We start from the raw sequence: 12,284 nt of genomic DNA, 5'->3' as shown, positions 1-12,284 counted from the left end.
AGTGAAACTATCATTAGTGGTTTTTACCCACTGATTATTAGCGAAACTTATCAGGGTGGAAATGTCTGTTATACCCATTTAGCTTCCTTGTATAATTTAAAGCTTGAAATGAGGATTTTCCAGACGTTTAACACCGGGATAAAACAAATTCCGAACGATAACCAATTCTGCTCACAGAAAAAGTAATCCGTTCGGAATTTTTATTTACATTGATTAAGAGAAACGCTTACTGAAATGACCGAGCTTCCTTCTAAAGTTACTCATTTAATGTCTCGGTCTCATCATCCCTATCATTTTATTTTATTCAGCATCCATAAGCGGACACTCAGCTCTAATAAAAAAGAATCATCAGCATCAATCAAGGATAAATGCGTCAGAGACTCTATTTTTCTCAACCGATACAATAACGATTGACGATGTAAGTTTAATTCTCTTGCGGTTTGACTAACATTTCCTTTGTATTTATTGTACGTCTTAAAAGTAAAAACCAAGTCTGCCTGCCTCTTTTTATCGTATTCTATCAATGGTTTCAAGGTATCTTTTACAATCTCATGAATATCCTCTTCTTGAGATATTGCCATTAACAGCCGATTAATTCTTGTATCGCTATAAAAAGTTCTATTGCCAGTATCAGCATGATGCAGTCCAATTTCAAGAGCCGTTTTTGCCTTTTCATAGCTTTCATAAAATGGATAGGTACTTTCTTTTTGAAGTGCAATTCCCCAAAAGATATCAATATCTGAAAGCAATTGGCTTAAACGTCGTTCAATCGTATCTAAAAATTGGTTTGCTATATCTTGATAAGTGGGGGACTCTACTTGCAAATAAAGAATCACTTCCCCCTTCTCAAAGCTAGTCATCGTTTTTCGATCAAATAGTCGACCAGCGTAAGTGATTTCCTTTTGGATATAATAATTAAGGCTTCTCAATGATGAATGATAAGGGTTATCTAAAGTATCATGCTTATTTAACCCTAGATCTTTATGTTTAATTTCTCCGACAATACAAGCATATGGGAGATTTAGGTTATATCTTAATAACTGTGCTTTTGTTAATAGTTGATGATCTACTTTCATTTTATTTTTTGCTAAATTTAACACAAAATTATCCTTTAATCGAATCTCGGTTAACTCAATGGCATTCTCTTTCACAAAGTATAACGCACAGGCAGTCAGTGCATGTTCTAACACATTCATCACAAACCAAGTCAACTCTTTATTATCACTCGGTTGAAATACAATATATCCCTGTACTTTGTGGTTGTTGAGAATTTGCAGCTGGAAAAAACGATCTTTATAAAATCTGTATTCCTTCATATGATAATACAACGGATGTTCTTGAAATTTTATATCCGATAATGGTATCGGTTGTAAGTGACTTTCTTGGACTTCGAGAGAATAACTTTCTAATATATCTTTATTAAAAAACTTAAATGCCCTCCATCTTTTTTCAGCATCTGTGATCGCAACAGGAATTTTAATATGCTTATATAAAGTGTGTGCGATATCTTCCAATCCTTTATCTTTTAGGACACAATTAATTAATTCTTGTCTAGCATCTTCTACTTTTTGATGTTCTTTCTGTTTTACTTCTGTAATTTTATCCATCACAGACTGCCAAATATCCGTAAAACGAACATCCCAAGGAACGTCAACGATGATTAAATCATTTTGGGTAGCCTTTTTCAAAATTCGATCAGGGATATTATAAATATACCGTCCTGTGGCAAACCCTAAAGCAGATGCTCCCGATTGAATGATATCTTGCACAAAAGCTTCTAATAAGTTGGGATTATCTTCGCATCCTACGCCGGTACTTAAAACAAGCTCATTCTTTCTGACAAAATTTTCAACAGGAAGCTCCATAACAGAAACCCATTCAATCGACTTTCGTTCTAGCAAATGTTCTCCTGTCTTTACTTCACAATCTTTCATCACCGGCAATTGCATTATAGTACTTACAGTTAACCCCATATCCCTCACCTCACTTTGCTACGAAAATTCTTCATCACCTGAACATAAATGCTTGAAAAATGAAGCCAGTCACTACAGAGCAAGAATTCGAAACTCGGTTTACTTTATTAGATTAACAATTCCGAAGGGAACTTTGTGGGATGTAACATATATATCAAAAGAAGCTAGAAAATCGCAGAGCGCCCGTTTAGAAACGTAGCGATTTCAAAGTCAACTAAGATTAGGATATCATGGTGAATTTTGCGAACTGAAGATGACTTGTGCCCACGGCATAAGGACAATGGATGAAGTAGCCTAGTTTCTAGACGCTCGAAGCTAGTAAAAATACCTCTCTTTTATCTTCTCTTTATCACTTAAGATGCATGAAGCAAATAATTTTCCTGTAATTTAATTTTTACGCTTAAACACCATTCAATATGCCTTGTCATGCACTATTCTCAAGGTATATAAAGCGAAAATTATGACTTTTCTTTTGGAAAAGATTACATCAGATATATATTTAGAATATTCTAAATTTTCAATCAAAACAACTGATAAATTATCAATTCTCTTTTTTTATTCAAAAAATAATGTTTGTTTTGAGAAAAAGCGGGAATAAAAATGCTGTATACTTTGATGCTTTGCTCAAATCTTGCTCATTTGTAAGGATAGATGACAATATTGGAGGATTTATAAATTTATTCCAATTGGATGTAGCTCAAGATAATAAAAGAAGATTTATTAAGTGTAATCGAGTTATAAGCGATTTGCGGAATATTTCAAGTCCTTTTATTATATTTAGTGTACTAATTGTTCAAATAATTAATTGCCTAATAAGAAAGGAGTCAATTGTGATTAATAACGTACAGATTCAAGCTCCAACTCTAGACGTTGTGTTCTCTAAACCAACAAAGAATGATGGAGCGGCCATGTGGGAATTAGTTACAAATTCATCATTAGACACAAACTCTCCATATAAATACCTTTTAATGAGTGAGTATTTCCGTGATACTTGTGTCGTAGCAAAAGAAAATAACCAAGTAGTTGGCTTTATTACCGCATTTATCCCTCCAAAAAAACCAGATGTTTTATTTGTATGGCAAGTTGGTGTTGATGCATCTCAGCGAGGTAAAGGTATTGCATCGAGAATGTTGCATTATCTATTAACAAGCAAAGCATGTCAAACCATCAAGTTTGTCGAAGCAACTATTACACCAGATAACAAGGCATCGCAATCTCTATTCCAGAAACTAGCTCGTGACTTTAATACTGCTATTACTTCTACCAAGTTTTTTACCAAGGATGTATTTCCTGGTGATGAACACGAAGAAGAATTAAAGTTTGTTATCGGGCCAATTAATAACTAATATTGTCGTAATATTTCGTATTTTCTGAATTAGTAAGTACGAAATATTCGATAGATAAAAACAATTTAGGAGGAACCTAAAAGATGAATAAAAATATTGATATTATTAATCATCATGAATCCGTCGTACGTAGTTATATTCGTAACTTCCCGACTGTGTTTACAAAAGCGAAGAAACATAAAATGTGGGACGAGGATGGCAAAGAATACTTAGATTTCTTCTCTGGTGCTGGAGCACTTAATTATGGACATAATGATGATCATATGAAACAAAAATTAATAGATTATATTACCAGTGATGGGATCACTCACTCTTTAGATATGGCATCTACAGCGAAAGCAAAGTTTTTACAGAAGTTTGATGATGTCATTTTGAAACCACGAAATCTTGACTATAAGGTAATGTTTCCAGGACCAACCGGCACAAACACAGTAGAAAGCGCACTGAAATTGGCTCGTAAAGTAACTGGACGGACTGATATCATCAGTTTCACTGGTGGTTTCCACGGTATGACGATTGGATCTTTGTCAGTAACAGGTAACTCGATGAAACGTAAGGGTGCTGGTATTCCATTACAAAATACGGTAACGATGGCTTATGACAATTATGTTGATCATGATACGATCGTTTATTTAGAAAGATTCTTGGAGGATAACGGTAGTGGAGTTGCCATTCCTGCTGCAATGATCGTAGAAACGGTTCAAGGTGAAGGTGGAATTAACGCTGCCCGCTTTGAATGGTTAAAACAAATTGAAGAGCTTTGCCGTCGTTGGGGAATTCTACTCATCATTGACGATGTGCAAGCAGGTATCGGCCGAACTGGTACATTCTTCAGTTTCGAAGCGGCAGGTATTAAACCAGATATTGTCTGCTTATCTAAATCTTTAAGCGGTTATGGCTTACCACTTGCGGTAACATTAATTAAGCCTGAACTAGATATTTGGAAGCCAGGTGAACATAATGGTACTTTCCGTGGTAATAACCATGCATTCGTAACTGCAACAGCAGCACTTGACTACTGGAAAGATGACACATTTGAAAATGAAATCCACGAAAAATCTCAAATTATTTATAGCTTCCTCGAACAAATAGTGGCCGATTACCCTGAAATCAAGGGAGAAGTTCGTGGACGAGGATTTATGGTAGGTATCGCTTCAGAAGTAGAAGGGCTTGCCGAAAAAGTAACAGCCCGTTGCTTTGAATTAGGGTTAATAATGGAAACAGCAGGACCGAACGATGAGGTATTCAAGCTATTCCCTCCATTAAATATTCCGAAAGATGAACTGCAAAAAGGGCTTGATATTATTGAGCAAAGTGTTAAGGACTTAGTTAGGGATCCCGTTACCAGTTAAGTTGCGGGTTTCAAATAAACAATAAACAGACCAACAGGAGGATTTTAATTTATGAAAGTAGTAAAACTAGAAGACATAATAGGAACTGAATATGATGTGGACGGAGGTAACTGGGTTAGCCGTCGTCTCATTACCAAAAAAGACGGGATGGGCTATTCTGTTAATGAAACTACTATTAAAGCAGGTACAGAAACTCATATTTGGTACCAAAACCATCTTGAATCTGTGTACTGTATTGAAGGTGAAGGTGAAGTTGTAACATTAAGTGATAATAAAGTATGGCCTATTTCAAAAGATACGCTTTATGCCCTTGATCAACATGACGAACACTTACTTCGTGCAAAAACAGATATGCGCATGGTTTGTGTATTTAATCCACCTCTATCTGGTAAAGAAGTACATGACGAAAATGGCGTATATCCAGTAGACGAAGACTAACATTTTTGAAAGAACTATCCCTTTAAAACATCCCTTTAACAATTTTTTTTAAAATTTTCTTATCTAATGCTCCCTTTTTATTGGGGAGCTTTTATTTTTTTGTATATACTAAAGGTGAGGTGTTAAAAATGGGCAAAAAAGAAATAGAAGATTATTTACAAGAAGGAATTTACGGTGCAAAGGAAATAAAGCCTGATGAAAAAAGAACGTATTTAGGGACTTATCGAGAGCGGGTCTTATTAGCCTTATCAAAGGCTCAGGTCCGTGGTGAAAAAGGGGTACCCGAGCTGGAAAACCTGATGCGCCAATTTTCTGATACAACGATATTAATGAATGGTAACATGGGTTTACATTTCTTTAAACCATATCGTGAACTTGCTGAAGAACATCATGTTTCCCATACGTATGTATCGAATCGGGAAGCTGACAGTGAGTACGGTCTTATCCTGACAGCCAAGACAGCTGTTGATAGGGAAGATATTTTGTTAAGCGAAGATGAAGAACAAATCGTGGAAGAAGCTGAAAAAAAATCTTGGTGGCAGAAGCTATTAGGATTATGAAATGGTGATATCTTATCCCGTTTTAGTAAGCTTTTGACGCAGAGGGCAGATACGTACTTTTCCTCTGCGTCCTATCTATTTCTTCAAACATGCATGTTGGTTGTTTCCAGTACTTTCACAAACCGGTTCATACCTTCTTCGATAAGTGCTGGCTCGGAGTTGGTAAAGTTTAATCTTAGTGTACTTTGTTTTGGATTGGATACATAAAACGGTGCTCCAGGTACAAAGGCTACACCTTCTTTAACAGCTTCATTTAATAGCTCTGTTGAGTTCACTTGCTTTGGCAGTTCCACCCAGAAGAACATTCCACCCTTGGGAACAATATATTCCAATCCTTTCATATCAATTGTCTCTAATAAACGCTTCATCACAAGCATTCGTTCATAATATGTTTTTCTAATGGTTTGAATATGGCCATCTATATCAAAGTCTTTTAATAAATGTACTAATGCGTGCTGTCCAATCGAATTCGTATGAAGATCTGTTGCCTGCTTCGCTTGTGCCATAATCCGAATAATCTGATGAGGACCAACAATCCAACCAATACGAACGGCAGGTACTACCGTTTTGGAGAAGGTGCTCGTGTATAATACAAGATCATTTGTATCTAAAGACGCAATCGATGGCGGGGCCTCGGCCTCCTCAAATTGTAATTCCCCATACGGATCATCTTCAAAAATAACAACGTGATATTTGTTTGCCAATTCCAGTAATCTTTCTCGTCTTTCCAATGACCATACCTTTCCAGTCGGATTAGAAAAGGTTGGTACTACATAGATACACTTTGGCTTATACCGTACTATTTTCTCTTCTAAATCAGCTAAAACCATACCTTCCTCATCAGAATCTACTGCTATGACCTTCGTTTCATAGGACTCAAAAACCTGTAATGCGGCTAAATAAGTAGGGTTTTCTGTCAGGATAATATCTCCCTTATTAAACATTACTCTCGAAAATAGATCAATCGCCTGCTGGCTACCTGATGTCACTAAAATATTATCAGCCGAACGGTGTAAACCTTTTTGCTTCATGCGCTCAGCTAACAATTGTTTTAGTTCGGGCACCCCTTCTGTTTCTCCATATTGCAATGCTTTTTTGTTCGTTGTAATAGCTTTATGGAAAGCATTGTCTACCGCTTCTACAGGAAATAAATCCTCCTCCGGCAACCCACCGGCAAAGGAGATAATATTGCCTTGATTGATTACTTTTAAAATATCTCGTACTGCTGATGATTTTAAATATTTTACCCGTTCTGAAAAACCATATTTCATTGCAATCCCCTCTTTCTATCATGTAAAGAAAATGTATATTAATCAAAAAGTGTCATCATAAAAAGGCCACTCGTTCACTTCCATTCATGTAGATGGTTTAGAAAGGACAGATACTCTCTACGAAAGTAACTGTCCTTTCTTTAGCCTAATATAGCACGGTCATTCTCCATTTGTTTTCCTCGAATTCGTTGGAATTCATGGAGTAACTTTTCAATTGTGAGTTGTTGTTTTTCTTGACCAGATACTTCTAAAATAATTTCCCCCTTATCCATCATAATGAGTCGATTACCTAAATCTAGAGCTTGTTGCATATTATGCGTAACCATTAACGTTGTTAAACCAAATTGTTCTACTACTTCACCAGTCAAATTGGTAATTAATTCAGCACGTGAAGGGTCTAAAGCGGCTGTATGCTCATCTAACAGTAGTATATTCGGCTCTGTAAAAGTCGCCATTAATAGTGACAGTGCCTGACGCTCTCCACCAGAAAGCAATCCGACTTTGGCATTCAGTCTGTTTTCCAGTCCTAAATGAAGGGTTTCTAAATGCTCTTTAAACAAAGCCTTACGTTTTTTACTAACTCCGATCTTTAAAGTCCGCTTTTTGTTTCTGGCATATGCCATCGCAAGATTTTCTTCGATCGTCATCGTAGGTGCGGTTCCTGCCATTGGGTCCTGAAAAACCCGTCCAATAAATTGGGAACGTTTATATTCAGGCAGCATGGTTACATTTTGCTCATTAATCGTGACCGTTCCGATATCTGGTTTTAACGATCCGGAAATCATATTCATTAAGGTTGATTTTCCGGCACCATTACTACCAATTACAGTGACAAAATCACCTTTTTTCATTTCGAGATTGATACGTTCCAATGCTTTCTTTTCATCCAGCGTTCCTTCGTTAAAGGTGACTGAAATATCTTGCATGCTAAGCATTATTAGCTCCCTCCTCACTTGAGAGCATAGCCCTTTTTCTTCTCTTTCTCTGAGCTTCTTTTTGGCTGGCTATTATTTTCGGTGTGACTAGGGCAAAAATAACGATAATTGCTGTAATTAATTTTGCATCACCAGTTTCTAGAAATTTAACTTTTAATGCAAGGGTTAACACGATTCGATAAGCAATTGCCCCACCAATAACAGCTAATGTTGTACGTGCAATTGTTTTGGTCCCAAATATTGCTTCCCCGATAATTACAGAAGCAAGACCAATAACGATCATCCCAATCCCCATATTAACATCCGAAAAACCTCCATATTGCGCGATAAAAGCACCGGATAACGCAACTAATGCATTAGAGATACCTAAGCCGACAATTGTTAGAATATCGGTGTTAGCAGAAAAACTTCTAATCATTTTTTCATTATCACCGGTTGCGCGCAAAGCCAATCCTACCTCTGTTTTGAGGAAATAATCCATCATAAACTTAATAGCAAGTGTAACAATAATCATGATAATGAGAACAGCCCATGTACCTGGAACTCGTTCAGCACCTATAGTTGTCAAAATACCATTTAAAAAGTTATCAATACCTAAAGATGCCCAAAAGCCTTCTACTTGATTAAACATTGTTGGCTCATTTAATAAAGCTACATTTGGCTTACCCATAATTCGAAGATTGATAGAATACAAGGCAATCATCATTAAAATACCAGATAATAAAGGATTAATCTTCCCTTTCGTATTTAAAATTCCTGTGATAACTCCTGCCAAAAACCCAGCAATAGTCGCATAAAATGTTGCTAATACGGGCGGTACACCATTCACAATCGAAATTGCTGCAACCGCTCCACCTGTTACAAAACTACCATCCACAGTTAAATCCGGGAAATCTAAAATACGAAATGAAAGATAAACCCCTAATGCCATCAGTGCATAGATCATCCCAGATTCTACTGCACTGAATAAGGAAATTATGAAGCCATCCATACTACTCTTCCTTTCTGTCCTGCCACCATGCTTGATAGAAAATCCTCGACACCTGTCATTCTAGCAAATGTCGAGGGTTCTGCCAGATATTTATCATTCTAGCGGGACTGAACCCACTAATGATAGTCTACTTTATTCCTCTTCCGCTGTTTCTAAAAATTCTGCATCTTGATCCCAGTCTTCATTCCACTCCACACCTTGTGCTTCCGCTGCTTCTTTGTTAATAAACAGTTGCATGCTTGGTGGAACTTCCACAGGTATATCTGCTGTTGTTTTTTCACCGGTTAAGATTTCTACAGCCATTTCACCTGTACGATAGCCAATAGTATGGTAATCAATCCCAAATGTTGCAAAACCACCTCGCTCTACTGAGTCAGGTTCGCCTACAAGCAATGGAATAGCTTGTTCTTCTGCTACTGCTACAACGGTTTCTAATGCCGAAACAACTGTGTTATCAGTGATGATAAAGAAAACATCTGCATCACCGACTAATGAAGTAGTTGCTTGCTGTACTTCAGAAGAGTTACCTACAGTAGCCTCTGCTGTTGATAAGCTTGTTCCTTCTACGGCTTCATTTACTGCCTCAATCTGGGCAACGGAGTTTGCTTCTCCCGCACTATAAATCAAACCAACCGTGGCTCCTTCAAAATATTGATCAATAAATTCTATCGTTCTTTGAATAGAATCAGGATGTAAATCAAGCACACCTGTGATGTTATCTCCAGGTTGATCTAATGCTTCCACGAGACCAGCTTCTATCGCATCTGTTACTGACGTAAATAAAATGGGGATATCGCTTGTCGCTTGCAATGCACTTTGTGCACTTGGTGTAGAATTCGCAAAAATTAAATCCACACCATCCGCGACAAAGTTATTAGCAATTGTCGTCGCATTATTTTGATCATTTTGTGCTGATTGAAAATCATACTCTACCTCAAGACCTGCATCTGCTAATGCTTCTTGAAATCCCTCATATGCAGCATCTAATGAAGGATGTTCTACAATTTGTGTTGCACCAATCTGATATACTTCACCATCAGAAGCTGCCTCTTCTTCCTCTGTAGTTTCTTCTGCTGTTTCTTCCACATCTGATCCATCATTTGTATCCTCTGTATCATCGTCACTTGTACCGCATGCCGCTAACACAAGCATACTAAGAAAAGCAATAATTAATAATAATAGCAACTTTTTTTTCATGATCCCCTTTTCCCCCATTTTCTTATAATTTTAAATTTTCAAACTTTTAAGATACATTATAGCATAAGTTCAACTTCTTCGGTATAACTTAATTGCAATTATTCTATTGCTTACATCGCGTTTGTGTTTTATGTGTAAGTGAGTCTATTAGCTACTATTTTTTGTCCTTGATAATGACGTATACTATATAAAGGATGAGGTACCCTAGTAAGATCGTGATGAAATTGCTAATGACTTGAGAAAGCAATATGTAATGCGGAGAATTGAGAATGGGCTTATGAGGAGTTTGGAGGTTTCCGTAAGAATAGGGCTATAATATCCCCAAAGGTCGTAAGTATATAAATTTGATCAACATAAGAAATTCTGCAATAAATGTTTGGGGAACGATATGGCACCGTTGAAAAATCAGATTAATAGGAAAAATTGATTCTCCTGTAGATCGAACATATATTAGTATATTCACAGGAGAACCCTATAGATTCACAGTTGTTTGAATATCAGCATAAATATTATTCAGTGGGGTTACAATTGATTTCATTTAAATCAGGATTCAATAATGTCTCATTGTAGTGGTCAATTTTATAATCAATAATTCTTTGTGTCTCCAATAATTGAGAGATGTCGTTCTTAATTCTTTTCCTTTGCTCCTCTAGAATGGAAATTCTTTCTTGGATTGATGCTGATCCTTCTTCAGAAAGCTGAAGATAACGTTTTATTTCTTCTAACTTCATTCCTGTTGTTTTCAACCTCGTCAAGAATACCATTCCCTTTATCTGCTCTTCACTGTACATCCTATGGCCATTTGCTTTACGATCGGCATATGGAATCAAACCGATTTTTTCGTAATAACGAATCGTAGCTTCTGATAGGCCAGAGAATTCAGATGCCTGTTTTATATTGAAAGTCTCAGAAACATTCTTCATTATTAACCTCCTCTTGTCCTTCTACAAGAACCGACGCCATTTCACTAATCAATTCTTGAGTGTTACCAGTGTGGCAAGTTTCACCACAATGGTAACACCCCCGTTCAATTGAACAGAACCTCTACTGTATGAAAATTAAAATCGGAGAACTCGTAGTTTCGATTTTTTTAAGGTAAGGGAACCCACACCACTTGATTGACAAATCTACAATTCTCCCAGAAAGTCGGCTTTTAAGCAGTCGCCTCAACACCACTGGCCTTCAGACTGACTATTATTAATTGTTTGCACTTCATTATACCTTCGTAATATAAGGAAAAAGGGGATCATTTAATCCAAATTGGTTAGTCTCTCCATCTACTAGTCCTACTACTTTATCACTATCATATAGATCAAGTAAAAATTGTGCCACTTCTGCTGCTGTATGGACTTCACCAAAGTCCTCCCTGTAATTAATTTCCTCAACCTCCATTGCTCTATTGGCAAATTCCGTTTCCGTTACAGCTGGAGCCAACACTTTCGCTTTCATAGGCTTTCCTTCATCCTGTAGCTCTTGTGCCAGACCCTCTGTAAATGCACTTACGTAGAATTTTGTAGCACAATAAGTGACAAAGTTGGACACAATTGTGTATCCTCCATCTGAGGAAACGTTAATCAATTGGGTCCCTTCATTGGAGGAATAATCTCTTACAAACAAAGATGATAGAATGGTCAGTGCTAAATTATTTACGTTTAGCATATTTTCAATTTTTGACAGGTCATGTTTGACAATTGGGGCAAAATCTCCAAATCCCGCATTATTAATCCAGGTTTCTAAATCATATTCTTTTGTACGTTCATACAAACTATAGACTTGTTCACTTTTAGATAAATCTGCAGTTAGCACAACTACATCAATTTCAGGGTTGATTTTAGATATAGATGATTTTAATTCTTCTAGTTTCTGTTCCCTCCTTGCGATAAGAATAAGATCTTTGTCTCTTTTGGCAAAAGCTAAAGCAGATTCATAGCCAATTCCAGAACTTGCTCCTGTAATTACTACATATGACATACTACAACCTCCTTAGGTTTGATAATGTAACGATAAAAGCATAACACTTCGAGTATACTTTAACACAATAGGTTTAATGAAAAATGTTAATAAAATTAATGAAATAACAAATTCACATTAAAAAGTCACCAAGGAGATTGGTGGTTACCCCTAAAAGTTAGAGTTTTATTATGAAGCTGATTGGCTGGATTGAGTTCGGTATTCAACTGGACTCAATCCAGCTAATTTTTTCTTTGATCGTTCATGGTTG

At 36.6% G+C, this 12,284-nt stretch carries 12 protein-coding genes; 4 read left to right on the top strand and 8 right to left on the bottom strand.

The features are described from left to right. Positions 1-290: 290 nt before the first annotated feature. On the bottom strand, positions 291-1,973 hold the full coding sequence (locus ACTNEP_RS16495; RefSeq protein WP_441163088.1) for a PucR family transcriptional regulator: 1,683 nt from the start codon (positions 1,971-1,973) through the stop codon (positions 291-293). 830 nt (positions 1,974-2,803) lie between these two features. On the opposite strand from ACTNEP_RS16495, the gene ectA reads away from it, so the two are divergent. The 4 genes from ectA to ACTNEP_RS16475 all read left to right on the top strand — a co-directional run bounded on the left by ectA (position 2,804) and on the right by ACTNEP_RS16475 (position 5,669). Further along, a complete protein-coding gene (gene ectA, locus ACTNEP_RS16490; protein ID WP_441163087.1) occupies positions 2,804-3,319 on the top strand; it encodes a diaminobutyrate acetyltransferase in 516 nt (171 codons plus the stop codon). Between the two features lie 83 nt (positions 3,320-3,402). Continuing rightward, complete coding sequence (gene ectB / locus ACTNEP_RS16485; RefSeq protein ID WP_441163086.1) at positions 3,403-4,671, top strand: diaminobutyrate--2-oxoglutarate transaminase; 1,269 nt, start codon at positions 3,403-3,405, stop codon at positions 4,669-4,671. A gap of 51 nt (positions 4,672-4,722) precedes the next feature. Next, complete coding sequence (locus ACTNEP_RS16480; RefSeq protein WP_441163085.1) at positions 4,723-5,109, top strand: ectoine synthase; 387 nt, start codon at positions 4,723-4,725, stop codon at positions 5,107-5,109. Between the two features lie 128 nt (positions 5,110-5,237). After that, complete coding sequence (locus tag ACTNEP_RS16475) at positions 5,238-5,669, top strand: YueI family protein (RefSeq protein WP_441163084.1); 432 nt, start codon at positions 5,238-5,240, stop codon at positions 5,667-5,669. A gap of 83 nt (positions 5,670-5,752) precedes the next feature. On the opposite strand, the gene ACTNEP_RS16470 is transcribed toward ACTNEP_RS16475, so the two are convergent. From ACTNEP_RS16470 to ACTNEP_RS16440, 7 genes are all read right to left on the bottom strand, one after another. Next, on the bottom strand, positions 5,753-6,940 hold the full coding sequence (locus ACTNEP_RS16470) for a PLP-dependent aminotransferase family protein (protein WP_441163083.1): 1,188 nt from the start codon (positions 6,938-6,940) through the stop codon (positions 5,753-5,755). 140 nt (positions 6,941-7,080) lie between these two features. Beyond that, the gene (locus tag ACTNEP_RS16465) at positions 7,081-7,875 is read right to left on the bottom strand and encodes an ABC transporter ATP-binding protein (RefSeq protein ID WP_441163082.1); all 795 of its coding nucleotides are present in this window, start codon (positions 7,873-7,875) and stop codon (positions 7,081-7,083) included. After that, on the bottom strand, positions 7,868-8,866 hold the full coding sequence (locus ACTNEP_RS16460) for an ABC transporter permease (RefSeq protein ID WP_441163081.1): 999 nt from the start codon (positions 8,864-8,866) through the stop codon (positions 7,868-7,870). The genes ACTNEP_RS16465 and ACTNEP_RS16460 overlap by 8 nt, the downstream gene beginning before the upstream one ends. Before the next feature lie 132 nt (positions 8,867-8,998). Beyond that, the gene (locus ACTNEP_RS16455) at positions 8,999-10,063 is read right to left on the bottom strand and encodes an ABC transporter substrate-binding protein (protein ID WP_441163080.1); all 1,065 of its coding nucleotides are present in this window, start codon (positions 10,061-10,063) and stop codon (positions 8,999-9,001) included. Positions 10,064-10,572: 509 nt separating this feature from the next. Continuing rightward, positions 10,573-10,986 (bottom strand): MerR family transcriptional regulator, encoded by a 414-nt coding sequence (locus tag ACTNEP_RS16450; protein ID WP_441163079.1) that lies wholly within the window; start codon positions 10,984-10,986, stop codon positions 10,573-10,575. A gap of 292 nt (positions 10,987-11,278) precedes the next feature. Beyond that, a complete protein-coding gene (locus tag ACTNEP_RS16445; protein ID WP_441163078.1) occupies positions 11,279-12,034 on the bottom strand; it encodes an SDR family NAD(P)-dependent oxidoreductase in 756 nt (251 codons plus the stop codon). Between the two features lie 168 nt (positions 12,035-12,202). Next, on the bottom strand, positions 12,203-12,284 hold an 82-nt coding region (locus ACTNEP_RS16440; protein ID WP_441160601.1), incomplete at its 5' end, for an IS3 family transposase.

Origin of the sequence: Gracilibacillus sp. HCP3S3_G5_2, from assembly GCF_052063305.1 — a bacterium.
Lineage (GTDB): Bacteria > Bacillota > Bacilli > Bacillales > Amphibacillaceae > Gracilibacillus.
Note: the sequence above shows the minus strand (reverse complement) of the source record. Positions and strands in the feature narration are given on the sequence as shown.